Raw genomic sequence first — 26,572 nt, 5'->3', positions numbered from 1 at the left:
TGCTGCACAGGCTCCTCAGACACCACTGATCCACCGGGTCGTCTGCTGAAGTGGCTTGCGCAGCACGACCAGGAGCCACCCATGCACCGCATTATTCATACTGGACCGATCCGGGCCTTTGCGCCTTGCCGATCGCCACTTGCTACACCGTGCCATACCGAGCGCACTGTCCCCAGCCATCGCCCCGCTCTTGCCTGGCGTATCAACACGGCCAGTCGCAAACCAGAGATCCACTGGGTTGCAGACAGTGAAAAACCACCCTCAGCGCGAGTGTGGCGCTGCACCTTGCCCAGCCACTAAGCGCTGGCCTGACGCTGACTAAATAAATCCGCTTGTTCTTACCTTTAGTTTGCCGACCCTGAAACAGGTCGGCAGGACCTGCTGCGTCCGCCTTCAAGGACGGACAGCATTGTCACGCCTGTACCCCAGGAGCATTACATGAGCATTCAACAACACCGTCCGCCACTGCGCTCAGTGGATCACGACGCCAAACTGCGCACGGCCACCGAAACCGGGCTTAGCCTGGAGACGACCCTGGCCTCTGTACAAGCCAATCTGAACGGCCTGACCGACGCCGAGGCCTTGAGCCGCCTGACCGAATACGGTCCCAACGAGGTCGCCCGGGACAAGCCTGCCCACGCCCTGATTCAGTTGGCCCTGGCCTTCAAAAACCCCTTTATTGCGGTCTTGATGGTGCTGGCCGCTGTCAGCGCCGTCACCGACATTATTTTGCCCATGCGCTCGGGCGAAGAAGTGGATTACACCGGCGTGCTGATCATTGTGATCATGGTCACACTCAGCGGCCTGCTGCGTTTCTGGCAGGAATACCGTTCCGGCAAAGCCGCCCAGGCACTGAAAGCCATGGTGCGCACCACGGCCAGCGTGCAACGCCGCTCCACAGTATCCAGCTCCACCGTCATGCGCGAAATTCCCATGAGCCAGATCGTGCCCGGCGATATCGTGCGTCTGTCGGCAGGCGACATGATCCCGGCTGATCTGCGCCTGATTGAATCCCGCGATTTGTTCGTCAGCCAGGCCGCCCTGACTGGGGAAGCACTGCCGGTTGAAAAATACGATGTCTTCAGTGCTGTCAGCAGTAAAAGTGCCACCGCCTCCAGTGATCAGGCTGGGGTACTGGAACAAAACAATATGTGCTTTATGGGCACCAATGTGGTCAGCGGTACAGCCACGGCGGTCGTTATCGCCACGGGCTCCAAAACCTACTTTGGTTCGCTGGCCAAAGCCATTGTCGGCTCACGCGCTGAAACGTCGTTTGACCGGGGCGTGAATAGTGTCAGTTGGCTGCTGATTCGCTTCATGCTGGTCATGGTGCCTATCGTGCTGCTGATCAACGGTTTTTCCAAAGGCGACTGGACGGAAGCCTTCCTGTTCGCACTGGCTGTCGCCGTGGGCCTGACCCCCGAAATGCTGCCCATGATTGTGTCCTCCAACCTGGCCAAAGGCGCGGTGGCCATGGCCAAGAACAAGGTGGTGGTCAAACGCCTGAACGCCATTCAGAACTTTGGTGCGATGGATGTGCTGTGTACCGACAAGACCGGCACCCTGACACAAGACCGCATTATTCTGGAACACCACCTGGGCCTGGATGATCGCAATAGCCCACGCATTCTGGAATTGGCCTTGCTAAACAGCCTGCATCAAAGCGGCGTCAAAAATCTGATGGATCAGGCTGTGCTGCGCTTTGCAGAAAAAACACCGTCTGCCCGCCAGGCCATTGGCTCTTACCGCAAGATTGACGAGCTGCCTTTTGACTTTGTGCGTCGTCGCCTGTCGGTTGTCGTACAAGACACGCAGGGCGAACAGTTGATGGTGTGCAAAGGTGCGGTGGAAGAAATGCTCAGCATTGCCACCCACGTACAGGACGGTGATCAGCGCTTGCCTCTGGATACCGAGCAACGCGCCCGTCTGCTGAAAATGGCTTACCGCTACAACTCGGACGGCTTCCGTGTCTTGCTGATTGCCACTCGCTCCATTTCTGTTGAACAGGCCAAGAGCCGCTACGAAGCCCAGGACGAGCGCGAGATGACCGTGCAAGGTTTGCTGACCTTCCTGGACCCACCTAAAGAAAGTGCCGCCCAAGCCATTGCCGCCCTGACCGAGCACGGTGTAGCTGTAAAAGTGCTGACTGGCGATAACGAAATCATCACCGCGAAAATCTGCCGTGAAGTGGGTCTGGAACCTGGCAAGCCTTTGCTCGGCCCTGAGATCGAACTGATGCAAGAACCCGATCTGCGCTGCGCGGTCGAGCGTCACTCGGTTTTTGCCAAGCTCACTCCACTGCAAAAATCGCGTGTTCTGAAAGCCTTGCAGGCCAATGGTCACACCGTCGGTTTTCTGGGTGATGGCATCAACGACGCCCCCGCCCTGCGCGATGCTGACGTGGGCATTTCGGTTGATAGCGGCACGGATATTGCCAAGGAATCGGCAGACATCATCTTGCTGGAAAAGAACCTGCTGGTGCTGGAAGAAGGCGTGATCAAAGGCCGCGAGACCTTTGGCAACATCATCAAGTACCTGAACATGACGGCCAGCTCCAACTTTGGCAATGTGTTCTCGGTACTGGTGGCCAGTGCTTTCATCCCCTTCCTGCCCATGTTGGCCATCCACTTGCTGATTCAAAACCTGCTCTACGATATCTCCCAACTGGCTTTGCCCTGGGACCGCATGGACAAGGACTTTCTGCGCAAACCCCGTAAATGGGACGCCAAGAATATCGGCCGCTTCATGATCTGGATTGGCCCTACCTCATCCATTTTCGACATCAGTACCTTTGTCTTGATGTGGTACGTATTTGGCGCCAATACGCCTGAACTGCAATCGCTATTCCAGTCCGGCTGGTTCATCGAAGGCTTGCTCTCGCAGACCCTGGTGGTTCACATGCTGCGCACGCAAAAGATCCCCTTCATTCAAAGCACGGCCGCCCTGCCTGTCATGCTGATGACCTTGCTGATTGCCGCTGTGGGTATTTACCTGCCCTTCTCCGGCGTGGGCGCCATGGTGGGTCTGCAACCACTGCCTTGGGAATACTTCCCCTGGTTGGTCGGCACCTTGCTGGCCTACTGCCTGGTCGCACAGGGTATGAAAATGCTGTACATCCGCCGCTTTGGTCAGTGGTTCTAAGTCTGACAGGCCTGGACTCCCGGCGCTCCTTTCGGGGGTCCGAGCCTTGAAGCACGTTCTGAAAGAACCGCGGGTATATGATGGCCACACTACAGACTCAAGCCTGCAGCCTGGTCCATACATGAAAGACATGAAAGCACCCCTTCACTTCCTATCGAGCAAAACGTACCGAGCCCTGGCCTTGACCGGCATTTGTATTTTGATGGCGCTGGTCTTCATTGCCGATACCGTCACTAACTACGCTATCGCTGCCGCGGTGTTCCATACCCCGCTGCTGCTGATAGCGATTCGTTTTTTATCGGCCCGGCAGGTTATTGCGCTAACCAGCATCAGCATGGTGCTGACCGTTGTCAGCTTTGTGCTGACTCGATCGGGTGACTACGATGTGGGGCTGGTCAATACCGGCATCAGCATTATTGCGATTGCCATCACCTCGTATCTAGGACTGAAGCTCAAGTCCGTGCAGGCAGCCGCTCATGAAACGCGCGAGCACTTGCTGCGCCTGTCCCGTTTGACGACTCTGGGGCAACTCAGCACCTCGATTGCTCACGAAGTCAGCCAGCCTTTGGCTGCCATCAATAGCAGTGCGGGTGCGTGTCAGCGCTGGCTGGAAGCCTCGCCGCCTAATGTAGAGAAGGCGCAGGCGGCCGCACAGCGGATTGTGTACGACGCTCAGCGCGCTAAAGATGTACTGGACCGGGTACGCAGCATTACCCGTAACGAAGCCCCCACCAGCAGCGCTTTTGATCTGAACCAGGCTTTGACAGAGCTGCTGGGCCTGTCCGGTGGCGAGATGCGACGTCAGCATATTGATCTGCGTCTGGCCTTGCAGTCCGATCTGCCTCAGGTCTATGCCGACCGGGTCCAGATTCAGCAGGTCATGGCAAATTTGCTGCTCAATGCCATCGAAGCCTTGTCGCCGCCTTCGGACTACCATGCGGCTCACATCACCATAGAAACCAGCCTCTTGCCGGGCGACAAGCCGCAAGCCAACAAGGTGCTGTTTTCCATTAAAGACAATGGCCCTGGCTTGTCGGGTACGCAGTTGTCGCAGTTGTTTGATACCTTCTGGACCACCAAGGCCAGCGGGCTGGGGCTGGGTTTGACCATCAGCCGCACAATTATCGATGCCAATAACGGCCATATCTGGGCCACTGACCAATCCGATGGCGGTGCTGCCTTTCATTTCACCTTACCTTTGGCGCCATGACAGACAATCCGGATTCCTCTCTGAACACGCCCACGGTCTACATCATTGATGATGACCCTTCCGTTCGCGCCGCCCTGGACGATTTATTGGCCAGCGTGGGCTTGAACGCACTTAGCTTTGCCTCTACGCGGGACTTTCTGGCGCACCCTCTATCCAACGCGCCAGCCTGTCTGGTACTGGATGTGCGCATGCCTGAACAAAGCGGCACGGACTTTCATTTGCAGATGGAGTCGCGCGGGCTGCATATGCCAGTCATCTTTATTACCGGGCATGGCGATATTCATATGGCGGTCAAGGCCATCAAGCATGGGGCCTGGGATTTTCTGACCAAGCCGTTTGTGGATCAGGCCCTGATTGATGCGGTGCAGTCGGCTCTGGCAGCCGATGCGCAGCGCAAGGAAGAAGCCAGAACCCGCCTGACCTTGCAGCAGCGTTGGGACAGTCTGAACGCGGGCGAGCGTGATGTATTCATGCGTGTGGTGCAGGGTTTGCTGAACAAGCAGATTGCTGCCGAGCTGGATGTGAAGGAAGTAACCGTCAAGGTTCGTCGCGCCCGTGTGATGCAGAAAATGCAGGCCGGTTCGCTGGCGGAACTGGTGCGCCAGTTCGATCAACTGAATACAGAAACGGGGCATTAGGACACTTCTGCGCCGCCATTCTTTCCTAGTTGGCGGGCTGAGTTAAAATACGCAGATTCGGTCCCGTATCCGGGCGTCCCCAAGGTCAAGGCCACACACAAGTTATGAGCACGTCTACTTCCAACGTCATTCGCACCCGTTTTGCCCCCTCGCCCACTGGGTATCTGCACCTGGGCGGTGCGCGCACGGCACTGTTTTCCTGGGCTTTTGCCCGTCATCATCAAGGCACTTTTGTGCTGCGTATTGAAGACACGGATCTGGAGCGCTCCACCCCCGAGGCGGTGCAGGGCATTCTGGATGGCATGCAGTGGTTGGGTCTGGATGCGGATGAAGGCCCGTTCTACCAGATGCAGCGTATGGATCGTTACCGCGAGGTCATCGCCCAGTTGCTGAAGGACGGCCATGCCTACTACTGCTACAGCAGCCCCGAGGAAGTGGAAGCCATGCGCGAGAAGGCGCGTGTTCAGGGTTTGAAGCCTCGTTATGACGGCACCTGGCGTCCTGAGGCTGGCAAGGAATTGCCTGCTATCCCGGCTGACCGCAAGCCTGTGGTTCGTTTCAAGAGCCCGCAATCCGGCGCGACGAGTTGGGACGATATGGTGAAGGGCCGCATCAGCTTTGATAACAGCGAGCTGGACGATCTGGTGATTGCGCGTCCTGACGGCACGCCTACCTACAACTTCTGCGTGGTGGTGGACGATTGGGACATGGCCATCACTCATGTGATTCGTGGTGATGACCACGTGAACAACACGCCGCGTCAGATTGTGATCTTGCAGGCCTTGGGTGCTACCTTGCCCGAGTACGGTCATGTCCCCATGATTCTGGGCCCTGATGGCGAGAAGCTGTCCAAGCGCCATGGCGCGGTCAGCATCATGGATTACGACAAGGACGGTTATCTGCCTGAAGCCATGATCAATTATCTGGCTCGTTTGGGCTGGAGTCACGGTGATGACGAGCTGTTCACCCGCGAGCAGTTGGTGGAATGGTTTGATACCCGCAGTCTGAGCAAATCTGCTTCGCAGTGGGACCCCAAGAAGTTGAACTGGGTGAATGCGCATTACATCAAGGCCAGCGACAATGCGGATCTGGCCGAGCGTGTAGCTCCGCGTATTGAGGCTTTGGGTGGCAAGACGGATGGTCAGGATGTGCCTGGCATCATGGGCTTGCTGAAAGACCGTGCCGAGACCTTGAATCAGTTGGCTGAAGGTGCTTTGCTGTTCTGCCGTCCTTTCGAGCCTGCCAGTGATGAGCTGATGGCCGAGGTGTTGACGCCGGAAGCGCGTGTTTTGTTGCGGGACTTTGCCAGCAAGGCGATTAGCTTGCCACAGTGGAATACGGAGAATCTGGCTGCGTTGATCAAACAGGTTCTGGCGGATCATGAGGTCAAGATGCCCAAGTTGGCTATTCCTTTGCGGGTGGCGGTGACGGGGCAGAAGCAGACACCTGCGGTGGATGCTGTGCTGGCTTTGGTTGGTCGCGATAAGGTATTGGGGCGTTTGGCTGGGCTCTAAGAGGCTTAGCTAATTGCTTGAAGGGCATCTCATTCGAGATGCCCTTCTTGTTTTGTGCTTTGTTTTGTCCTGCAGAGTACTGGTTTGATCAGTGTTGGTTCTAATATCTTGTTGCAGCTTGAAGCAGCCTATTTAAAGCGTGGGGTTTGAGTGAGAACGGTTGGACACCATTAGGGGCTTGGTACCGCCTCTGGATTGAAGGAAGGCGTTCTGAAGACGTCGTTCGAGTGGGGGGGGCTCCGGCTGGGCTGATAGCTTGCCGGTGCTGTGCACCGGTGCCCTTGTCGAGTGATTGCTACGGGCGCGACCTGAACTCGCCGGGTACTTGGTCCCCCGGACCAAGTACAAGCGTCCGGCTCAAACAGCAGGTCGCTTGCATCCCTACGCAATCACTCGCCCGCGGCAAGCCATCTGAATCGCCCCGCCAGAGCCCCCCCACTCGAACGACTCAGAATTACTTCAGATTCCAGAGACTGTTTAAAAAGGAACTCTTTTGGGTTGGATGACAATTCTCGAAGCTGGAAGCTGGGCTCGTTTGGGAAGCCGAAGAGGTCGGAGGGAAAAGCAAAATTTAAAACCAATTTCTGCTGCTTTGGCTTCATCTGAGTGGAGCACTACCACCACAAACAACAACAAACGACACACGACAAACGACAAACGACAAACAACCCAGCTACTCAAAAAGTTATGACTCTGGAAAGAGTCATTAGTGACACTCTCACTAAAGGTCGGGATCAAGGTAGAAGCTAGCTCTATCTTTAGGAGCATCAGTTTCTCTTCACTATGTATGGTCTATCTGTATTGACCCCCAGGCCCATGAAACAAAGGCCGAGGGGGTTTGCCCCTCGGCCTTTGGCCCTCATCCCCTTCTACTCTTTTGTGTCAGCTTTTTTCTTATCCGCTTTTTATGCTGGCATCAGGCCTGCTGGTTGCAGGACTCCCAGGCGGGTAATCAAGGCAGTGCAATGTTCTCTTGCTTTGGCCACGACTTCTTGTTTGGAGACGCATTGGCTTTCGCCGTTTTCGTAGATAACTTTGCCGTTCACGATGGTCATGGAGACATCGCGGCCACTGGCACAGTAGACCAGGCTAGCGACCACATCGAAACAGGGGCTCAGGTGGGGTTGATCCAGGTTGACCAGCGCCATATCGGCCAGTTTGCCTTCGCTAAGTTGGCCTGCGTCTATGCCCAGCATTTCTGCACCGCCTCGGGTGGCCAGCCAGAAGGCGTCCTGGGCATTGCTGGCTTGCGGGTCCAGGCGTGCCAGGCGTTGGACGTAAACGGCTTGGCGCATGATCTGAAACAGGTCGACCTGGTGGCCTGCTGCGCCGTCAGCCCCAAGGCCTATGCGTACTCCGGCTTCCAGCAGCTCTTTTAAGCGGATGGGGCCGGAGGCCAGGTATTCGTTGGACATGGGGTTATGGGCGATGCTGCATCCGGCGCGGCCTGCGCGTTCGATTTCATCGTCGTCCATCCAGATGGCATGGGCAAATCCGGCTCGTTCATCCAGCCAACCTTGTTCGTCCAGCCAGCGGAAAGGACGTGCGCCGTAGGCTTTCTGGAAGATGTCCGGGTCTACGGGTGCTTCTGAACAGTGGGTTTGCCAGCGTACATCGAATTTGCGGGCCATCTCGGCGGAGCCTATGACCAGGTCCAGGTCGTTGTAGATGATGTTGATGGGCGATGGCCAGATTTGCACGCGGCCTTGCTGCCAGTTGCTCAGGCATTCGTGCATGGTATCCAGCTCGTGTTTAACGCTATGGCGAAACAGGGTGTCCTGCAATCCGTTGTCGCGGGCGACAGGTGTGAAAGGGCCGAACATGCCGCGGGCCACGATGCCGCGCAGGCCGGTGTCTTGCAGTGCCTGGGCTACGGCAAGGGTGGTTTCCGGATCTGCGGGGGCGTAGTGGTTGTCCAGCACGGTGGTCACGCCAGAGGAAGCAGCTTCAAGCGCACCCAGGCGTACGGCGGCCAGCGCTTCTTGCGGACGGATATCGGCAGCGAGTGGCAGCATGAACTCACCCAGCCATTGCCACAGGGCCATGCCGTCGCCCAGGCCACGTCCGGCCAGTTGAAACAGATGGTTATGCGTATCGATCAGACCGGGAATCAGGGCCTGCATGGGGGCATGAATGGTTTTTTTGCCCTGCCAGTGTTGCATGTCCTGGGCCTCGCCCACGGCACAGATTCTGTCACCACGGATGGCGACGACGCCGTTTTCGATCACCTCGTTCTGATCGTTCATGGTGACCACTTTGCCTGCGTGAATCACGATGTCGCATAGTTGGCTTGTCATTGTCTCTCTCCTTTTTCTTATCCTTGCGGTGTCACCCGCACAACGCTCAGGGGCGCTTCTTCCTGTGTTTCCATCATCAATGCTTCGGACTGCTGCCGTCCACTGGTTCCGTTAAAGAACAGATTCAGCACGACCGATGAAATGACCGTCAACAGTACGCCACTGTGCAGCAAAGGAATCAGATATTCGGGAAACTGATCAAAAAAGGTCGGGGCAACGGCAGGAATCAGGCCCACGCCCAGGCTGATCGCAAAGATGAAGGTGTTGTGCTTATTGGTTTTGAAGTCCACGGTCTGCAAGATACGCACGCCCGACGCCGCGACCATGCCAAACATCACGATGGCTGCGCCCCCCAGTACGTAGTGCGGCACCAAGGCCACCACATGGGCAATACGCGGCACCAGTCCCAGCACAATCAGGATCAGGCCCGCGACCAGACAGACGTAACGGCTGCGTACGCCCGTCACCCCGATCAGGCCGATGTTCTGGGCATAGGAGGAGTACGGAAAGGTATTGAACACGCCACCAATAACAGCCCCCAAGGCATCGGCACGCAAGCCGCGGGCGAAATCATCGTGGCTTAATGGGCGATTCAAAATAACGGCCAGGGCATAGAACAGACCAATGGCCTCGACCATGGTCACGATGACCACCAGCAGCATGGTGAAGGTAGCGCTGAAGGAGAAGGTAGGCATACCAAAATGGAACGGGGTGACCAGTTCCAGCCAGGGCAATTCATCCAGCCCTTCGACTGTGACCCGCCCCATCAAGGTAGCCAACAACATCCCTGCTGCCAGACCAACCAGCACAGCGATACTTCCGAAAAAACCACGCCCGAAACGGGCGACCAGCAAGGTCACCAAGAGCACGGTTCCGGCAATGCCCAGGTACACCAGGCTGCCAAAGTCTTTGGCACCATGGCCGCCGCCCGCCCAGGTAATGGCGACACCAAACAAGCCCACCCCCAGCGACACCAAGGTGGTGCCCGTGACCAAGGGCGGGAACAGCCACAGCAGGCGAATAATGACGGGCACCATCAGCACGGCAATGAAACCGGCCGCAATAATCGCGCCATACAAGGCGGGCAAGCCCATGCCAGGTGTCAGCCCGATGGCAATCATGGGGGCGATGCCCGCAAAGGAAATTCCCATCATGACGGGCAGGCGTATGCCAAACCAGCGCCCGACTCCCATGGATTGAATGATGGAAATGATCCCACAGCACAAAAGATCCGCATTGATCAGAATGGCGATGTCTTCCTGGCTCAATCCCAGGGCATTGCCCAGAATCAAAGGTACAGTGACGGCACCGGCATACATGACCAGCACATGCTGTAGACCAAACAAGAAAGAGCGTCCAACAGGCAGCCGCTCGTCAATACTGTCCTGAATCTGACGGGTGTTCATAGGTTTGTCTCCTCATCTTTTTCCCGTTATTTTTTTGCTCAGTACATCGGGTAGCGGCGCCGTCCCCCTTATTGCCTGTCCGGGCCGCTGAATGACATGCCCCTGCCGGTGCAGGACCCAGGGGCATGGTGCATCAATTCCTTGTCAGAAAACCCTCCAAATAGGCGGCCACAAGCTCGGGTGCCTCCAGGGGCAATAAATGGCCTGTGTCGGGCAGTTCGTGCAAACCCGCCGGATGCCGTAATCGCTCCTGCATCTCCTTCATGATGGCCAGCCGCACAAAGCTGCGTTCGCCATGCAATAACAAGGTCGGACAGCGCAGCTCCTCCAACTGCGCCCAGACATCGTCATTGCGAAATGGCCACCGCGACAAGAAGTACGGGTCATGTCGCCGCTGCCACAGGTCTTGATCGACCTGATTAACAGACTCGTAGGCAAACTGCTGCAGCAAGGACTGCGGTGCTTGTGGATTGGCTTTACGCTCGTATTCCAGCACAGCATCCCGACTGGGGAAGTTGGCCGGTCGTGGCATGACCTCGCGTTCACCTTGCAGGAAGCTGGGCTCTACATCCAGTACCGCCAGGCGGCGGACCCGTTCCGGATAACGGGCCGCATACTCCAGGCCGACCAACCCCCCCCAGGACAAACCAGCCAGATCGTACTGTGGCAAACCCAAGGCATCGAGCAGGCAAGCCAGATCCTGCACATGGGCCGATGTGGCGTAGTCTTGCTGGCTACACCAGTCGCTCAAGCCATGCCCGCGCATGTCCAGCGCAATCACTGCCCGGTTCTGCGACAAGGCACAGGCCACCTGATGCCACAAACCAGCATGGCCGGTGACGCCATGCATCACGATCAGGGGCACCTGTGCGGTACGGATAGCGCCGTACTGGCGGGCGTGCAACAAACCTGTGCCGCCCTGTACATAGATGGACTGACTCATCACAAGCTCTCGACCTGCGCGACCAGGTCATTGAGCCAGCGGCGGTACTCCACCGTGACAATATCCGCACCTCGCACAGGTGTCTCGCGCTCTTCGGGCAAACCACCTTGCAAATTAATCCACACGGGTCGCTGCGATTCAATGATGGGCTTGTCCTGACCCAGCACCTCGTCCTCGAAGTCCATGAAGAAGTCGTCGTACATGGGTTCGGTCCCGAAATCGCGGGCCTGCCACCAGAAACTGCGCGTCGTGAACTCGTCCACTGGACAGGCCGCCATCAGCAATACGTAACGCTTGCCGTTGGGGAAAGTACGCTTCAAATGCACGGTGTGCGGCATGGTGACGTGGTACTCGTTAACTGGCTCGATCAGTTCTTCTTCAATACCCAGCAGTTTTTTCTTCAATCCTACGCCGGGTTCTTTGACGCCGCTGCGATCAAAGCGCAAGACATGCTCTTCGCGCCAAACCTTGACCGGCTCGACACGCGGATTGTCGCGGCTGCCAATCGTACCGTCATGCACGTAGGCAAAATGGCTGAAGTCCACAAAGTTTTCCAGACGACGCGGCGAACTGGTACGCCAGTCGTAAGTCTTGCCTTGCAGAACCCGGTAGCTAGGGTCATTCATCTCGGGGAACACGGGCACGGCCATTTGCGGGGTTTCCAGTGCAACCCAGACAATGCCACCGGATTCAGTGACGTTAAAGCGTTTCACGTTCACCCGCATGGCACAGGTCAGCTCTTCACGGGCGGGAATGCGCACACACTCACCCTGGGCGTCAAAGCGCCAGCCATGGTAAGGACACTCGATCGTGGCATCGACAATTTCACCCAAGGCCAGATTGGTCCCTTTGTGCGGACAGCGGCTGTCCATCGCCACCAGCTCGCCATTCAGGCGTGCCAGCACCAGATCCTGACCCAGCAAACGTGCCCCGAAAGGCTTGTCCAGAACCTGACTGCTATAGGCCACGGGGTGCCAGAAATGCGCCAGGGCACGATACAGGGGATTGCTCTGCTCCTGCGGATGGCGGGCCTGGATCATTGGCACCTCATTCATGACTATCATGATCTACTCCTGAAAATTCCAGCTAATTCTGTTTACAGAAAGTGGGCACCGCCGTTCACCAGCAGGCTCTGCCCCGTCACAAAGTCCGAACCACTGCCCAACAGAAACAAGGCAGCGCCCACCATGTCTTCGGGTGTTTGGGTGCGTTGCAGACAACGGCCCGCCACGGTTCGGCGGTCGGCCTCGTCACCCTGGGTCGCGGTAATACCGGCATCGGGAATCAGGTCCGGGCACAGGGTGTTGACCTGGATATTGAAAGCCCCCACTTCACGGGCCATGGCACGGCTCAGACCCACCACCGCCGCTTTGGACGAGACGTAATGCAGGAAGTTGGGTACGCCCTTATAGGGAGTATTGGAGGAGACATTGATGATCTTGCCGCCCCCTTGTTGTTTCATGGCCGGGATCACAGCTTTGCAGCACTGCCACAAACCACGCACATTGATGGCATAGCAGCGGTCCCATTCCTCGGCAGGAATGTCCATCAGCGAACCAAAAGTACAGCCACGGAAAAAGCCCGCGTTATTGATGATGCCGTCGATAGAACCAAAGGCATCCAGGGCTGCTTTGGCCATGGCCTGGGTATCGTCGTTATTGGACACATCTACTTTGACGGCAATGGCCTTGCCACCCTGATCGCGGTACTGCTGGGCCTTGTCGCTTAAATCGCCCAGGTCCGCCATGACCAGATTCGCGCCCTGTGCCACCAAGGCATCGCAGTACGCCAAACCAATCTGCCCCCCGGCTCCGGTGACGATAACCGTCCTGCCTTTTAATGAAGCATTCATTTCCCTATCTCCTCCGTATGTGGGCGTCGTTTGCGCCCTGCTCTTATAAATCCAGCGTCAGTGCCTCGCCGCGACTGCGGGAGACGCAAATCATCATGCTCTCTGACGCGGCCCGTTCTTGTTCGCTCAGAACGTGGTCGCGATGCTCGGGCGTGCCTGCCAGGACTTTGGTTTCACAGGAACCGCAAATCCCCTCGCGGCAGGAGCAGTACACCCGTATGCCCTGATCCAGCAGACAATCCAGAATGCTGCGGCCTGCCGGAACCTCTATAGAGCCGCCCGTGCGAGCCAGGTGAACGGTAAACGCGCTGTCATCGCCCAGATCAGCCGCCGCCACAGGCGCGGCAGCGAAGTACTCGAAATGCACGTGTTGATCAGGCAGGTCTGCACAGGCCTGCTTATAGGCTTGCAACATACCGGCCGGTCCACAGCAATAGAAATGGCTACCCTGGCTTTTATAAGGAGCCAGTGCGGCGTCCATATCCATGCGCGCACCATTCATTTCGTCTTCAATCAAGACATCCAAGCGCCCCAAGCCCTGACTGTTCGCTGCTAATTGTTGAAGTTCGTCCAGAAAGGCCGTTCGGCTACGGCTGCGCACACAGTAGAAAAGATGCCAGGGGCGGCCCAGGGCTTGTAGCCGCTGTGCCATGGCATGAATCGGTGTAATACCGATGCCACCTGCCAACAGAACGCTGGTAGCCGCTTGCGTTTCATCCAGTTTGAACAGATTGCGTGGCTCGGAAATCTCCAGCGCATCGCCCACGTTCAAAGCTTGATGAACGGCTCGGGAACCACCCCGGCTGGCCGGATCCAGGCTGACGCCGATCCGGTACTGCCCTTCGTGGCTACCCGCCAGCAGTGAATACTGCCGGACTAGGCCCCCTGGCAAATGCACATCGATATGGGCCCCCGCCTCCACGGCTGGGAAGCGGCCTTCCTGTGGACAGAGCTCCAGTGAACGGATGCCCTCGGCCTCGATGCGTATGCTGCGTATCCAGGATTTCATGATGCTCATGCCTCCTTTTCTTATCTGACCTTTGCAGCCCCCGCTGCGGTCTATGAAAAACATTTAAGCACCCGCCATTTGATAAAACAATTGAATTTATTTGATTTATTAGTAAGATAATCTGATGAATATAACCCTCAGACAACTTCGCGCTTTTGTCGCTGTGGCGGAAGCAGGCCAGTTCACCCAGGCAGCGCGCAATCTGCACGTCACCCAGTCAGCATTGAGTATGTTGATTCGGGAACTGGAGTCCCAGACCGGGCTACGGCTGTTCGATCGGCACACCCGCAAAGTGGTGCTCAGCGAACCGGGTCAGGAGTTGTTGGGTACAGCGCGGCGCGTACTGGCCGAGGTGGAAGAGGCCGTGCGCCATTCCAGGGAGTTGACCAGTCATCAACGTGGCCGGGTGTCCATTGCCAGTGGCACGGTGTTGTCCTCCAGCTTGCTGATTCCGTTTATTGCTCTGTTTCAGCAACGCTATCCCGGCATTCGGGTGGAGTTGCTGGATATGGCAGAGCAAGACATCAGCCGCCGCCTGGAGCAGGAGCCTATCGATTTTGGTTTGGGAACAGACTGGAATCGGCCCGACACGATTGAGGCGCATCCGGTCATGCAGGATCAGTATCAGGCCCTGTTGCCCCACAACCATCCGCTAACGGCCAAATCACAAATACGTTGGCATGATCTGGCGGCGCATCCGTTTATAGCCTTGTCCTCGCACAGCCCCTTGGGACAGGCCATACAAAGGCAATTGACGGCCCTGGACATACGGTTTCCGCAGGTTCACGAAGTGTCCTTGCACACCACGGTACTAAGTATGGTCAGGCATGGTTTGGGGCTGGCGATCCTGCCTGCCAACACCCAAAGCCTGCCCGAGGCGGCACAGATTATTTTTCGCCCTTTGAAGGCACCGGTTCTGCCCCGGCAAGTCAGCCTGATGCAATTGCGTCAGCGTTCACTGGCCCCGGCGGCAAGCTTATTCCGCAGCGAGTTGCTGGCCCATATCAAGCGGCAGCATTCAGGTGGCTGACTTCAATAGTGGCTTCGCCCTTTTCACTGCTGGCCCAGACCGTACCATCCTGAACATTCAAATTGATTGTCATGCCTCGTTCAGCCAAGGCGGCTAACGCGTCTGTACCCGCCACATCCAGCGCATAGACTTGCAGGTTACGGGCACGGCTGATCTTGTCTTTGATGCCATTCCACCAAACCGAGACGTTACGTCCATAAGCCAGCACGGTCACCTTATCAGCGCGGCCACTGGCCTTGATCAAACGACGATCGTCGGGCAACCCCACTTCCAGCCAATGCAGCAGATTGCCGCCCAAATCATGTTCCCACAGGGCGGGCTCATCCGAATCGCTCAGACCGCGAGAAAAACTCAGGGCCTCGTCTGATTGCACATACAAGCCATATGCCAGCAAACGAGCCATCAGACGCTCTTCGGTCTCCGAAGGATGACGGGCCAGCGTCAAGGTATGACTGCCGTAATAGGCCCGATCGTTATCGGCCACATTCAATTCAACTTTATAAATCGTCGCGCGCAAAGCCATGGAGCGTCCAGCAAAAGAAACAGACAAAAAACTGGCCGCCCCCAGGACGGCCAGGAATCATTCAACTACGCAGAGATCAGAATGGCAGGCGGTAGCCAGGTGACATTCTGGTCAGGCGGTAAGTGGTACCACTTTGGTCACGCAGCACCAGATTACGGGCTGTCAGACTGACGATGTTGTAGTTGTTTTCGTAAATCGGATCGCCTGGTTCGGTAGTGACCCCATTGGACTCTTGCGTGCTGATCTGCACATTATTGCCTTTACGTACCCAGCAACCGCTTTCGTTCAAACCTTGTGACGGCTTGTTAGGGCGTTTGACCTGTTCGGTGTACGCCATGGAGCCATCCGTTTGCAAGGTGAACAAGGTACGAAGCTCGCCCACAACACCTTTCTGGCGGTGCTTGCTTAACCAGTTACCTGCCAGCTCATCCCCGGCAGCAGCAGGCTGGCAGGCAGGATGAACCGGCTTGGCGGCCGCGGTCTGCGCAGCAGGCTCGGGAGCCGGCGCTTTCACGGCGCAGGCGCTTAAAAAAACTGTAGCCAGCACAGCGACCCAGGAAGTGCGTCGCAAGATATTCGCCTTCGTCATAAAACCCCGTCCTTCATGCTTACATACCGACCCACGACAGGCCACCGAATCCTGAATATTCTACCTGAAGGCGCTTGTTTTACCCCATAACAAGATGCTTCAAAGTGGCAAAGGCAGGCGGGTCACGTTCTTGATTTCTCGCATGGCCACAATGGTGCGGGTTTGGCGCACGCCCGGCATATTAAACAGAAAGCGGTGCAGGAAATCGTCGTAGGACTCGGCGCTGGGCACCATGATCTTCAGCAGAAAATCCGCATCGCCGGTCACAGCATGGCATTCCAGAATCTCGGGCGCATCGCGCACGGCACGGATGAAGTTATCGACAATTTCACCCGAATGACGGTCCAGACTGATCTGGGTAAACATGCAACTTTGCAGGCCAACCTGACGGCGATCCACACGCGCATAATAGCCCTGGATGACCTTGTTTTTTTCCAGGTTTTTAATGCGCCGCCAGACGGGCGCAGTGGACAAACCCACCTGCTCGGAGACCTGCTGAGCCGAGGCCCGACCGTCCAATTGCAAGGCATCCAGGATTTTTAAGTCAGTTTTATCCATATTTGAATATTTACGAAATGAACATTTCAAAGAATAGGGAATATCCGCAACTATAACGCAAAAAAAAGCGAGGACAGACTCTCTATCATGATCTCTATCTGGAGGTTTCATCATGACGCAGTCCGTCGACACTCAATACAAGCTCAGCGACAACCTGACCGCACAATCAGGACGCATCTTTTTAACGGGCACACAGGCCCTGGTGCGCATGTTGCTGACCCAGGCTCGCCTGGATAAAGAACACGGTTTGAACACCGCTGGTTTTGTCTCTGGCTACCGTGGCTCGCCACTGGGTGGCGTGGACATGATCATGTGGAAGGCCCAGAAGCATCTGGACCAGGCCAAGGTACGTTTTCAACCCGCCATCAACGAAGATCTGGCCGCCTCCATGATTATGGGTACGCAGCAGGCCGGTGAACGTGCAGACCGCACCGTCGATGGGGTGTTTTCCATGTGGTACGGCAAAGGCCCCGGTGTCGACCGCGCAGGCGATGCCTTGCACCACGGCCATGCCGCCGGTGCCTCCCAGCACGGTGGCGTCCTGATGATTGTGGGTGATGACCACGTGGCCTCGTCCTCGTCCATCCCCCACGCCAGCGAACAATCCCTGATTGCCTGGGGTATCCCGGTCGTCAATCCCTGTTCGGTCGAAGAATACGAGCGCTTTGGTATCTGGGCCTGGGCCTTGTCGCGCTACTCGGGCTCCTGGGTCGCCTTCAAAGCTATTACCGAAACGGTAGAAAGCGGCCGCTCTTTTGAAATTGCCCCCCTGGATGATCTGGCCCCTGCACTGGCTGATCAGCAAGGCGGCAAGTATTCCTACGATCCGAGCAAATTCCTGACCCCGTCCATGGAAGGCACCCTGGATGCCCGTCTGGATAGCGTGCGCGAGTTCGCTCATAAATACAGCCTGGATCGCATCCTGGAAGCCGCTCCTGATGCGCGTATTGGTATTGTCTCCACCGGCAAAGCCACACTGGATACGCTGGACGCGCTGGAACAGCTCAGCAGCCTGAAGGATCTGCCCGCCATTCGCCATCTGAAGATTGGTTTGAGCTGGCCAGTTAACCCGCAATCGCTGAACGACTTTATTGAAGGCCTGGACCACGTTTTGGTCATTGAGGAAAAGGGCCCGATTATTGAAGACCAGTTAAAGAACCTGCTCTTTAACCGTGCCCAGCGTCCCACTGTCTCGGGCAAGCGCGATATTGAAAATGAAGTGCTGATTCCTGCTGATGGTCAGCTCAGCCCCGCCCGTGTGGCTGTGGGCCTGCGCCGCTGGCTGGGTCACCATGCCAATGTGCAACTGCCTGCCTGTACGGTGCAGAATCTGGCTCCCATTGATACCAATGGTCTGACTCGTCGCCCCTACTTCTGTTCGGGCTGTCCGCACAACACGTCCACCAAAGTCCCCGAAGGCAGCCAGGCCATGGCGGGTGTGGGTTGCCACTATATGGCGACCTGGATGGACCGCAAGACTCGTGGTCTGACTCAAATGGGGGGCGAAGGCACGGACTGGGTCGGCCTGTCTCCGTTTATTCAAACGGGCCACATGTTCCAGAACATGGGTGAAGGCACGTACTTCCACTCCGGCTATCTGGCAATTCGTCAGGCCATTGCGGCGGGCGCCAACATTACCTACAAGATCCTGTTCAACGATGCGGTTGCCATGACAGGCGGCCAACCCGTTGACGGCCCCATCTCTGTACCCCGCATTTGCCAACAAACCATTGGTGAAGGTGCGCGTCGTGTGGTCATCACCACCGATGAGCCCGAGCGCTATCGCGGCATCAGCCTGCCTGCCGGTGTGGATGTTCACCACCGTCGTGAACTGGACCGCCTGCAGCGTGAGCTGCGCGAGATCTCCGGCGTGACTATCCTGATTCACGATCAGACGTGTGCTGCTGAAAAACGCCGTCGCCGTAAAAAGAATGAGTATCCCGATCCTGCTCGCCGCCTCTTTATTAACAAGGCAGTCTGCGAAGGCTGTGGCGATTGCGGTGTGCAATCGAACTGTCTGTCTCTGGTTCCCGCCGAAACCCCGGAAGGCCGCAAGCGTCAGATCGACCAGTCCAGTTGCAATAAGGATTACTCCTGCGTGGATGGTTTCTGCCCCAGCTTTGTATCAGTGATGGGCGGTGCCTTGCGTCGTGGCGACCAGAACGGTCAAGCCGACATGAAGGCGCAATTGCTGGCCAAACTGGAAGGTCTGCCTCAGCCCGCCATTCACGCACAGGAATGCAATGTGATTGTGGCCGGTGTCGGCGGTACGGGTGTGATTACGATTGGTGCCGTGCTCTCCATGGCCGTGCACCTGGAAGGCCGTTCCAGCTCGGTACTGGACATGACAGGTCTGGCACAAAAAGGCGGTACCGTCATCAGCCACATTCGCCTGTCTGCGGATAAAGAAACAACTGGCGCAGTACGCGTTGACCCCGGTCAGGCCGACCTGGCTATTTTGTGCGACGTGGTTGCGGCTGCCCATCCGAACGCGCTGTCCTGCCTGCGCCCTGGTCATACCCACGCCATCATCAACGAATACCTGGCCCCCACTGCAGAGTTCACCCGCAACCCGGATGCACCGTTGGATGCCCAACACTTGTTGAGCCAATTGAAAGCCACCGCCGGGGACAACCAGGTGCGCTCCTTCAATGCACACCAGGCCGCCACTTTATTGTTTGGCGATAGCCTGCTGTCCAATATGCTCTTGATGGGTATGGCCTGGCAACAAGGCTCAATGCCGGTCAGCAGTGCCGCTATTGAACAGGCTATCCGCCTGAACGGTGTGGCCATTCAAGCCAACCTGGATGCCTTCCATTTGGGTCGCGTGCTGGCTCATGACGAAAAAGCGCTGAACAGCCTCCTGGCCCCCGCGGCTCAAGTCGTGACCTTGCAGCGCCGCGAAACGCTGGAACAAATCATGCAGCGCTGCACCAGCAGCCTGGAGCAGTATCAGAACGCCGCCTATGCCCAACGCTTTGCCAGCACCATCAATGCGCTGCGTGACGCCGAGCAAAAACTGCGTCCTGGTCAGCGCCCTGCCTTGACTGAAAAAGCCGCACGCAGCTTGTACAAGCTGATGGCTTACAAGGATGAGTACGAAGTGGCTCGCCTGTTCAGCTCGCCTGCTTTCCGTCAGGATCTGGAGCAACAATTTGAAGGCGACTTCTCCTTGCGCTTTCACTTTGCACCACCCTTGTTGGCGCGTCGTGATCCTGCTACAGGCCGCCCACGCAAAATCACCCTGGGTCCACGCACCGCCACCTTGCTGCGCTGGATGGCTAAAGGCAAGGGTCTGCGCAACACCGCGCTGGATCCATTTGGCTACACCCATGAGCGTCGTATGGAACGCCGCTTTTGGCGTGAGTACCAGAACCTGCTCAACAGCCTGAGCAAAAATCTGGATCAAGCCAACTATGCCAGCGCCCTGGAACTGGCCGAGCTGCCACAACAATTGCGTGGTTTCGGCCCAGTCAAAATGGAATCGGCCAAGAAATACGAAGCCCGTTTTGCAGAGCTGTCGCAACAGTTGAAAAACACAGGACCGAATATTCAGGCGGTCCCCGCCTAAGCCTTAGTGGCTGCGGTTCTCCCAACGATTAACCTGCCCTTTCAGCCCTGTTTATGCAGGGCTTTTTTTTGGTCTGCACCCTATCCAGAAACGCGATGTACCACAGGCAAAACAGCAGCTTAATCACCGCTTTTTTCTGGCCCCATTTTGATGCCTCACATCATTTTTTAAAACAGCAAAATATCAGCACAAGGCATCCAGCAATGCGTAAAAAATCAGGGACTTGGATGCGGCTTGCTATCAAGCAAGCGTGTCCAGAACGCAACTTATTGGAGACAGCCAGCACTGATTCCTAAATCCATAAGCCCCAAGCTATGATTAATGCTTGACTGTAGAGGGGCTTACGTTAGACTTCTAAGCGTATAAGGTATCGACCTTAAACGCCTGCGTCATTTGAAAAAGGCCATTGCAGTTTTCCAGGCCAGGTCAAATGGGTGTGGACAAACTAAAGACTTGTTCTCGAGGAGCATGATCATGGCAACAGCCAAGAAAGGCGCAGCAAAAGCAGCAAGCAGCAAAACCGTCAGCCCTAAAAAAGCAACGCCAGCCAAACCAGCCGCAGCTCCAGTCAAAGCGACTGCTACCAAGACCAGTCCCAGCAGCAAACCCGCTGCCACAAAGTCCCCCGCTAAAACCACTGCCACCAAGACCAGCAAGGCTGCTGTAAAAGCCCCTGCCAAGTCTACGGCCAGCGCTGCCGCCAAGAAAACGGTTGCGAAAAAAGCAGCGGTAAAGAAAACCACTCCGGCAAAAACCACGGCTGTTAAAGCCACCGCGACCAAGACAACTGCCACCAAAACCGTAGCAAAAAAAGCAGCCGCTAAAAAGACGGTCGCCAAAAAGGCCGTGGCCAAGAAAGCCGTTGCCAAAAAGGTCGTCGCTAAAAAAGCAGTAGCCAAAAAGGCTGTTGCCAAGAAAGTCGTCGCCAAAAAAACAGTGGCTAAAAAAGTAGCTGCGCCTAAAACGGCCAGCACCAAAGCTGCCACTGCCAAGCCTGCCACCACGGCTGCCGCAAAAAAACCGGCTAGCACAAAGGCAAGCAAACCCGTGGCCAAAAAAGCCACTCCCAGCAAAGCGGCAGCAAAACCTGCCACTAAAACCAGCACCAAGGCAGCAGTAAAGACAGCGGCTAAAAAAGCCAGTCCTGCTACCAGTGCCAAGAAACCCGTAGCTCCAAAGAAGAAAGAAGTTAAATCCGTGACCGCAGAAACCAAGACCCAAAAGACCAGTACCACGACTAAAGCTGCCGCCAAGGTTGGCAATAAAACCGCTGCCCGCAAAGCGACTAAAACCGCCGCGGCTCCTGCCGAGCCTCGCCGCGAAGACGTCAACCCTGCTGGCTCCTGGCCCTTCCCGACCGGCAAGCGTCCTTAATCGCACGCTGCTTTTATGTTTCTCCCCAAAGAGCCACCCTGATCAGGGTGGCTCTTTGGTTTGTAGCACTTGCATGCGACAATTCCCTCTCCTATCAATTCATACCAAGCCACTATGTTCAGTGAAGTCGCCCTCTTCCTAATCCATATTGTTCTGTCGCTGCTGGGCACAATTTTGCTGCTGCGTGCCTGGGTCTATGCGCTCAGAATTCATCCTTTCAACCCCTATTCGCAAGCCATGTTCAAAGTAACGGACTGGCTGATCATGCCCTTGCGGCGCGTGATCAAAAGCGGCAACCGTTGGGACTGGACGTCCTTGGTCGCGGCCTGGCTAAGCGCGCTGGTGTACCTGGTCCTCAGTGCCATGGTGCTGACCGGCTCGGTGTCCATGCTCTCGAACTTCCCCATGTTCTTGCTGGCCGCCGTCTTTACCGTGCTGCGCTGGAGCTTGAGCCTGATTTTCTGGGTCGTGCTGCTGCAAGCCCTGCTGTCCTGGATTCAGCCACAATCGCCCAGCATGCCTTTGCTGCGTTCCATTACCGCCCCCTTGCTGGATCCGATCCGTCGTGTCTTGCCAGACCTGGGTGGCCTGGACCTGTCGCCACTGGTAGTCCTGCTGCTGACCCAAGTGCTGAATATGGTCATCACCCGTACGGCTTTTAGCCTGGTGCCAATCTAAGCACGACACGCTGCACACTAAAAAAACCTGGGTATAGCCCAGGTTTTTTTCACTCCGAATTCAAGAGCAAGAATCAGGGTGTCTTGTGCAGAAGCGAACTTTATACTGACTCCATCATCAATCTGCAGGCCGCTTCCATGACTCACCTTCCATCAAAACCAGACCCAGCCAACCGCTACCGCGAGGCTGAACAATTCCTGGCCGCCCTGGACACGGACTGGCAAGCACTGGTCGCCCATGTTGGCCCTTGCATCCATCAGCCACGTCCAGAACGCGACCCGTACGAAGCATTGATTCGCTCCGTTGTGTATCAGCAATTGCACACCCGTGCTGCCGAGCGCATCCTGCAGCGCCTGATTGATATCTATCCACACGGCCACTGCCCAAGCCCTGAGGAAGTGCTGGCGACGCCTTACGAAACCCTGCGTGCTTGCGGTTTGTCCGGTGCCAAGGCCAATAGCATTCTGGGTCTGGCTCAAGCACGTTTGGACGGCATCATTCCCGATCAGGTCACTGCCTTGCAAATGCCTGATGAAGAACTGATCAAGCGACTAACTACCCTGCGCGGCATCGGTCGATGGACGGTGGAAATGATGATGATGTACACGCTGGAGCATGAAGACATTCTGCCCGCGGACGACTTTGGGGTACGTGATGGCTATCGCAATTTAAAGCGTCTGGACACCGCACCCACAGCCCGCGCCTTGCGTGAAATTGGTCAGGCCTGGGCACCGTATCGCAGCGTGGCTTCCTGGTACTTGTGGCGCATGCCCAAGCAAGCAGCCGCACTTTCATATCAAAGCGACACACAACACCAACAAGCCAAGGCATTGCGTAAACAAAGCCAAAGCAACCGCATTCGCTTTGCCATTGCCCAATGCAGTCTGGGCGCACTGCTAATCGCGGAAAACGAACGTGGGATTTGCGCCATTTCTTTGGGTGATGATTCCAGTGTTTTACTGAAGCAATTACAGGAACGCTTCAAGGCAGCAGACTTGATTGATGCCGATCCACAACTCAATCAGCGCGTCGCCCAAATTGTCGCCATGGTGGAAAAACCCGCCTTGGGTTTAAGCCTGCCCCTGGACATTCAAGGCACCGCTTTCCAACAACGAGTTTGGGAACTGCTCCGTCATATCCCCGTGGGCCAGACCTTGAGCTATACCCAGATTGCCGAACGCCTGGGGATGCCCAAAGGTGCCCGTGCCGTTGCCCGTGCATGTGCAAGCAATACGCTGGCTATTGCGATCCCCTGTCATCGAGTCGTACGTCAAAGTGGCGATCTGGCAGGCTATCGCTGGGGCCTGGAGCGCAAGAAAGCCTTGTTGGAACGTGAGCGTTCCAAGGCCACACGCAACAAACAGGCATGAAAAAACCCGGCCATTGGCCGGGTTCTTTTGCACAAAACCAGTAGGCTTTGATTACAGAGGCACCACGCGGGTTGGGCCGTTACCACTAAGCATGCGTACACGCTGACCAGCGGACAGTGGAACGTCGGCTTCCTGGGCCACTACACGAGTTTCGCCGTTATCCAACTGAACCGTGATTTCCAGACCCTGGGTTTTGCCCATGCGGTTTTCAACGGCATTACCGACCAAACCACCCAGAATGGCACCACCAATACTGGCCAGGATGCTACCGCGACCACCACCAATGCTGCTGGCAGCCACACCACCCAAGGCAGCGCCACCCACGGTGCCCACGCCCGAGCTCTGATCTTCCTGAATAGTAACGGCGCGTACCGAAACAACGGTACCCAAACGCACGATTTGTTCGCGCTGAGCCTGACCGTAGCTGTACACCGAGCTGGATGCCGATTTATTGGCACAACCTGCCAGCAAAAAAACAGGTGCTGCCAGACTCGCCACTACCAGCAAACGTACTTTGGGACGATCGAAAAAAGAAACGTACATACGGTTTACTCCAAAAAACGTAGCTGGCCGAATCATAAAAAATTGTCGAGCGCTCTCTTACAAGCTGCGCTCAATACCATAGTGCTCTTTTAGCATGGCCGAGATATCTGACCGTTTAAATTCATGATTTTGCGGGCCATCCGCTTGGATTTTAATACTGCCCATCAAGTTACCCAAGCTGCAAGCCTCCTGCCAGCTCCAGCCTTTTGTAAGCCCATATAACAGGCCCGCGCGATGCGCATCGCCGCAACCGGTGGGATCAACCACCCTTTCTACAGGCACTGGTGCAATTTCGTAGGTCTGGCCGTTGTGGTAAAGCGTGCTGCCATGCTCTCCGCGCGTCACGATAGCGGCATGCAAACCTTGGGCGATCTGCGCCATACTCTTGGAAGTGCGCTGCTCGATCGCTTCGGCTTCGTATTCATTAGCAGTAAGAACTTGACACAGTTCCAGCATCTCCAACAAGTCCCCGCCTTCGTACAAGGGCATGGCCTGGCCCAGGTCAAAAATAAAGGGCGTGCCTTGCGCGTGCAGACGACGAGCATGAGCAAACATACCGTCTTTGGAGTCGGGAGCCACAATACCCCAGGCGGCTTCCTGACCGGACAAATCGATCTGGGCCGAGTTCGCCATGGCGCCTGGGTGGAACGAGGTAATCTGGCTAGCGGCCAAGTCAGTGGTGATAAAGCACTGGGGGGTGAACATTTCAGGCATCACACGCACCATGCTGGTATCAATACCCTGGTCCTGCATGTGCTGCACATAATCCACACCGTCACTACCAACGGCACCCACAGGAACAGGCTGGCCACCCAGCATGTTCAAGGTATAGGAAATATTACCTGCACAGCCGCCCCACTCTTTACGCAAGCTGGGTACAAAGAAGGACACGCTCAGGGTTTTAATGCTGTCGGGCAAGATGTGATCTTTGAAGTACCCCTCGAAAACCGCGATCGTATCAAACGCGATCGAACCACATACCAGCACTCGCTCGGTCATAAATTACCTTATGGAAAAAAAGGGCTAATCTGGTAGCCATTAACTTGGAGCTGCCCTGTATTCAAAGGCAGGCGCACCATAATTTCACTGCGCGCTGCAAAGGCAGGCTCACGTCGCTCGGAAGCCAAGTACTGAGCTGGCGTGATATTGCGCCTGGCGATCAAGGCTCCGGAAAAATCTTTTAAATCTAGAACCAGCGTAGGCCATTCCTGGGGCCGCTCAAACTCGTTGCGCAGCGTGAAACCCAAGGTAGATTGCCCTGGCTGGTTGGGGGCTTTATGCAAGGCAGACGCCTGCACTCGAATCTGGTCCAGGCGGCGCTCGTAGGGCACCTTGCAGGACAAGGTTTCGCAGGTGCGCTCGAACACAGGACGCAGCATGGGGATTTGGCTAACAATCTGTACGCGATACACATACATCAGTTGCAGTACAAACAGCACAACTCCCAGGACGCACAAGCTGGTCCAGATCAGCGAACCGACGCGCTGACCGAAGCTGGCCTCGCCTTCGTAACGGGTTTCGCGCTGCAAGGCAGGGTTGGGATCAATAAGCCATTCCTGCTGTACGGGATCGGTATCATCGCCATGCGTGCCGTCGGCCTGACGCGAGGGGAAAGAGGCGCGCAAGGTACTGGCGCGGTCCCCCACACTGAATTCAGGCTCAGCCGTCGACCAGGAAGCCTGACCAATATGGTGATCCCCTTCTGGCTCTGCAGCAGAGCCGGTCGACACAAAAAAAGAGGTGTCCTGATCATCCTGCGACGCAGGCTCGGGTCGAGAGCGTGCGCGAATGACTGAGGGCTCGGGAGGCCGGATAGAGGGTTCAGTCGACACAACAGGAGGTTCGATAGACGGCTCTTCCAAGCGAACAAAAGGCTCTGCTGCGATGACAGAAGGTTCTGCAGGCGTGACGGAAGGCTGTGCCGGCGTGACAGGTGCCTGTGTCAGGATGGAATCGGGGAATTTGCGTACCTGCAAGGATTCGTGAGCAGTCCCTTCATCACGCGGCGGGGCGTGGCGGGAATGCTCTACAAACCGTGGCCCCGGAATGGGAGCCTGCAAATCCACTGTCTGCGCCTGCTCCTGTCGTGGAGACGGCGCTTGATCTTCTTCTATGGCAGGCTGAACCTGCACGGGGGCAGAAGGTGGGATATAGGAGGGCTCAGGGGCTTGCTCATCAATGACTTCTTCAAAGCCATCAAAGATATGCGCACATTGAATGCAGCGGATATAGCCCCGGCGGCGTTGCAGCGCTTCCACACTGGCTGCAAACGATGTCCCGCAACGGGGGCAGCGAGTCTTTAGCTCCATGAACTCACCTTAGGTTC

General features: G+C 56.4%; 21 protein-coding genes. 9 read left to right on the top strand and 12 right to left on the bottom strand.

The window, feature by feature from the left end; genetic code table 11:
• The first annotated feature begins 438 nt into the window (after positions 1–438).
• The 4 genes from mgtA (at position 439) to gltX (ending at position 6,503) form a co-directional block, all read left to right on the top strand.
• A complete protein-coding gene (gene mgtA / locus OSH09_RS09485; protein ID WP_207872184.1) occupies positions 439–3,141 on the top strand; it encodes a magnesium-translocating P-type ATPase in 2,703 nt (900 codons plus the stop codon).
• A 130-nt stretch (positions 3,142–3,271) separates the two neighbouring features.
• A complete protein-coding gene (locus OSH09_RS09480) occupies positions 3,272–4,351 on the top strand; it encodes a sensor histidine kinase (RefSeq protein WP_207872185.1) in 1,080 nt (359 codons plus the stop codon).
• Positions 4,348–4,989: a response regulator transcription factor gene (locus OSH09_RS09475; RefSeq protein WP_266120840.1), complete on the top strand. Its 642-nt coding sequence runs from the start codon at positions 4,348–4,350 to the stop codon at positions 4,987–4,989. Before OSH09_RS09480 ends, OSH09_RS09475 begins: the two co-directional genes overlap by 4 nt.
• A 104-nt stretch (positions 4,990–5,093) precedes the next feature.
• Positions 5,094–6,503 carry a glutamate--tRNA ligase gene (gene gltX / locus OSH09_RS09470; protein ID WP_266120839.1) on the top strand — a complete coding sequence of 470 codons (1,410 nt, stop codon included), beginning with the start codon at positions 5,094–5,096 and terminating at the stop codon, positions 6,501–6,503.
• 905 nt (positions 6,504–7,408) lie between these two features.
• Here the strand turns inward: gltX and OSH09_RS09465 are convergent.
• From OSH09_RS09465 to OSH09_RS09440, 6 genes are all read right to left on the bottom strand, one after another.
• Positions 7,409–8,800, bottom strand: a complete 1,392-nt coding sequence (locus tag OSH09_RS09465; RefSeq protein ID WP_266120838.1) for an amidohydrolase family protein — start codon at positions 8,798–8,800, stop codon at positions 7,409–7,411.
• Positions 8,801–8,817: 17 nt separating this feature from the next.
• Positions 8,818–10,206: a nucleobase:cation symporter-2 family protein gene (locus OSH09_RS09460; RefSeq protein ID WP_207872189.1), complete on the bottom strand. Its 1,389-nt coding sequence runs from the start codon at positions 10,204–10,206 to the stop codon at positions 8,818–8,820.
• 133 nt (positions 10,207–10,339) lie between these two features.
• Positions 10,340–11,149: an alpha/beta fold hydrolase gene (locus tag OSH09_RS09455; RefSeq protein ID WP_266120837.1), complete on the bottom strand. Its 810-nt coding sequence runs from the start codon at positions 11,147–11,149 to the stop codon at positions 10,340–10,342.
• A complete protein-coding gene (locus OSH09_RS09450) occupies positions 11,149–12,213 on the bottom strand; it encodes an aromatic ring-hydroxylating oxygenase subunit alpha (RefSeq protein ID WP_266120836.1) in 1,065 nt (354 codons plus the stop codon). Before OSH09_RS09450 ends, OSH09_RS09455 begins: the two co-directional genes overlap by 1 nt.
• Positions 12,214–12,245: 32 nt before the next feature.
• Entirely contained in the window at positions 12,246–13,001 is a 756-nt protein-coding gene (locus tag OSH09_RS09445) for an SDR family NAD(P)-dependent oxidoreductase (RefSeq protein WP_207872191.1), read from the bottom strand.
• A 43-nt stretch (positions 13,002–13,044) separates the two neighbouring features.
• Positions 13,045–14,019, bottom strand: a complete 975-nt coding sequence (locus OSH09_RS09440; RefSeq protein WP_266120835.1) for a PDR/VanB family oxidoreductase — start codon at positions 14,017–14,019, stop codon at positions 13,045–13,047.
• A gap of 115 nt (positions 14,020–14,134) precedes the next feature.
• On the opposite strand from OSH09_RS09440, the gene OSH09_RS09435 reads away from it, so the two are divergent.
• Positions 14,135–15,040, top strand: a complete 906-nt coding sequence (locus tag OSH09_RS09435; RefSeq protein ID WP_207872193.1) for a LysR family transcriptional regulator — start codon at positions 14,135–14,137, stop codon at positions 15,038–15,040.
• On the opposite strand, the gene OSH09_RS09430 is transcribed toward OSH09_RS09435, so the two are convergent.
• The 3 genes from OSH09_RS09430 to OSH09_RS09420 form a co-directional block, all read right to left on the bottom strand.
• Positions 15,015–15,563, bottom strand: a complete 549-nt coding sequence (locus tag OSH09_RS09430) for a YaeQ family protein (RefSeq protein WP_266120834.1) — start codon at positions 15,561–15,563, stop codon at positions 15,015–15,017. The genes OSH09_RS09435 and OSH09_RS09430 overlap by 26 nt on opposite strands.
• Positions 15,564–15,639: 76 nt before the next feature.
• Entirely contained in the window at positions 15,640–16,152 is a 513-nt protein-coding gene (locus OSH09_RS09425; RefSeq protein WP_266120833.1) for a hypothetical protein, read from the bottom strand.
• A gap of 99 nt (positions 16,153–16,251) precedes the next feature.
• Positions 16,252–16,710, bottom strand: coding sequence for an Lrp/AsnC family transcriptional regulator (locus OSH09_RS09420; RefSeq protein ID WP_009460635.1), 459 nt, complete (start codon positions 16,708–16,710; stop codon positions 16,252–16,254).
• A 112-nt stretch (positions 16,711–16,822) separates the two neighbouring features.
• Between OSH09_RS09420 and OSH09_RS09415 the strand changes: the two genes are divergently transcribed.
• The 4 genes from OSH09_RS09415 to OSH09_RS09400 all read left to right on the top strand — a co-directional run bounded on the left by OSH09_RS09415 (position 16,823) and on the right by OSH09_RS09400 (position 23,703).
• Positions 16,823–20,281 (top strand): indolepyruvate ferredoxin oxidoreductase family protein, encoded by a 3,459-nt coding sequence (locus OSH09_RS09415; RefSeq protein WP_266120832.1) that lies wholly within the window; start codon positions 16,823–16,825, stop codon positions 20,279–20,281.
• A gap of 468 nt (positions 20,282–20,749) precedes the next feature.
• The gene (locus tag OSH09_RS09410; protein WP_456151371.1) at positions 20,750–21,655 is read left to right on the top strand and encodes a histone H1-like repetitive region-containing protein; all 906 of its coding nucleotides are present in this window, start codon (positions 20,750–20,752) and stop codon (positions 21,653–21,655) included.
• Positions 21,656–21,769: 114 nt separating this feature from the next.
• Positions 21,770–22,333 carry a YggT family protein gene (locus OSH09_RS09405; RefSeq protein ID WP_207872198.1) on the top strand — a complete coding sequence of 188 codons (564 nt, stop codon included), beginning with the start codon at positions 21,770–21,772 and terminating at the stop codon, positions 22,331–22,333.
• A gap of 137 nt (positions 22,334–22,470) precedes the next feature.
• Entirely contained in the window at positions 22,471–23,703 is a 1,233-nt protein-coding gene (locus OSH09_RS09400; RefSeq protein ID WP_266120830.1) for a methylated-DNA--[protein]-cysteine S-methyltransferase, read from the top strand.
• A 51-nt stretch (positions 23,704–23,754) separates the two neighbouring features.
• Here the strand turns inward: OSH09_RS09400 and OSH09_RS09395 are convergent, their stop codons facing one another.
• The 3 genes from OSH09_RS09395 to OSH09_RS09385 are packed head-to-tail and all read right to left on the bottom strand — an operon-like array spanning position 23,755 to position 26,555.
• Positions 23,755–24,246: an outer membrane lipoprotein gene (locus OSH09_RS09395; protein ID WP_045929654.1), complete on the bottom strand. Its 492-nt coding sequence runs from the start codon at positions 24,244–24,246 to the stop codon at positions 23,755–23,757.
• Between the two features lie 57 nt (positions 24,247–24,303).
• A complete protein-coding gene (locus tag OSH09_RS09390; protein ID WP_266120829.1) occupies positions 24,304–25,245 on the bottom strand; it encodes a carbohydrate kinase family protein in 942 nt (313 codons plus the stop codon).
• An 8-nt stretch (positions 25,246–25,253) separates the two neighbouring features.
• Entirely contained in the window at positions 25,254–26,555 is a 1,302-nt protein-coding gene (locus OSH09_RS09385) for a zinc-ribbon and DUF3426 domain-containing protein (RefSeq protein ID WP_266120828.1), read from the bottom strand.
• Between the last annotated feature and the right edge of the window lie 17 nt (positions 26,556–26,572).

Source organism: Alcaligenes parafaecalis (assembly GCF_026344135.1).
GTDB classification, from domain to species: Bacteria; Pseudomonadota; Gammaproteobacteria; order Burkholderiales; family Burkholderiaceae_B; genus Alcaligenes; species Alcaligenes parafaecalis.
This window is presented reverse-complemented; position numbering and strand designations above follow the sequence as displayed.

Bases quoted from the DNA above. Each gene is read 5' to 3' on its own strand.
- mgtA (WP_207872184.1), top strand. From the start codon at position 439: ATGAGCATTCAACAACACCGTCCGCCACTGCGCTCAGTGGATCACGAC.
- OSH09_RS09480 (WP_207872185.1), top strand. From the start codon at position 3,272: ATGAAAGCACCCCTTCACTTCCTATCGAGCAAAACGTACCGAGCCCTG.
- OSH09_RS09475 (WP_266120840.1), top strand. From the start codon at position 4,348: ATGACAGACAATCCGGATTCCTCTCTGAACACGCCCACGGTCTACATC.
- gltX (WP_266120839.1), top strand. From the start codon at position 5,094: ATGAGCACGTCTACTTCCAACGTCATTCGCACCCGTTTTGCCCCCTCG.
- OSH09_RS09465 (WP_266120838.1), bottom strand. From the start codon at position 8,800: ATGACAAGCCAACTATGCGACATCGTGATTCACGCAGGCAAAGTGGTC.
- OSH09_RS09460 (WP_207872189.1), bottom strand. From the start codon at position 10,206: ATGAACACCCGTCAGATTCAGGACAGTATTGACGAGCGGCTGCCTGTT.
- OSH09_RS09455 (WP_266120837.1), bottom strand. From the start codon at position 11,149: ATGAGTCAGTCCATCTATGTACAGGGCGGCACAGGTTTGTTGCACGCC.
- OSH09_RS09450 (WP_266120836.1), bottom strand. From the start codon at position 12,213: ATGATAGTCATGAATGAGGTGCCAATGATCCAGGCCCGCCATCCGCAG.
- OSH09_RS09445 (WP_207872191.1), bottom strand. From the start codon at position 13,001: ATGAATGCTTCATTAAAAGGCAGGACGGTTATCGTCACCGGAGCCGGG.
- OSH09_RS09440 (WP_266120835.1), bottom strand. From the start codon at position 14,019: ATGAGCATCATGAAATCCTGGATACGCAGCATACGCATCGAGGCCGAG.
- OSH09_RS09435 (WP_207872193.1), top strand. From the start codon at position 14,135: ATGAATATAACCCTCAGACAACTTCGCGCTTTTGTCGCTGTGGCGGAA.
- OSH09_RS09430 (WP_266120834.1), bottom strand. From the start codon at position 15,563: ATGGCTTTGCGCGCGACGATTTATAAAGTTGAATTGAATGTGGCCGAT.
- OSH09_RS09425 (WP_266120833.1), bottom strand. From the start codon at position 16,152: ATGACGAAGGCGAATATCTTGCGACGCACTTCCTGGGTCGCTGTGCTG.
- OSH09_RS09420 (WP_009460635.1), bottom strand. From the start codon at position 16,710: ATGGATAAAACTGACTTAAAAATCCTGGATGCCTTGCAATTGGACGGT.
- OSH09_RS09415 (WP_266120832.1), top strand. From the start codon at position 16,823: ATGACGCAGTCCGTCGACACTCAATACAAGCTCAGCGACAACCTGACC.
- OSH09_RS09410 (WP_456151371.1), top strand. From the start codon at position 20,750: ATGATCATGGCAACAGCCAAGAAAGGCGCAGCAAAAGCAGCAAGCAGC.
- OSH09_RS09405 (WP_207872198.1), top strand. From the start codon at position 21,770: ATGTTCAGTGAAGTCGCCCTCTTCCTAATCCATATTGTTCTGTCGCTG.
- OSH09_RS09400 (WP_266120830.1), top strand. From the start codon at position 22,471: ATGACTCACCTTCCATCAAAACCAGACCCAGCCAACCGCTACCGCGAG.
- OSH09_RS09395 (WP_045929654.1), bottom strand. From the start codon at position 24,246: ATGTACGTTTCTTTTTTCGATCGTCCCAAAGTACGTTTGCTGGTAGTG.
- OSH09_RS09390 (WP_266120829.1), bottom strand. From the start codon at position 25,245: ATGACCGAGCGAGTGCTGGTATGTGGTTCGATCGCGTTTGATACGATC.
- OSH09_RS09385 (WP_266120828.1), bottom strand. From the start codon at position 26,555: ATGGAGCTAAAGACTCGCTGCCCCCGTTGCGGGACATCGTTTGCAGCC.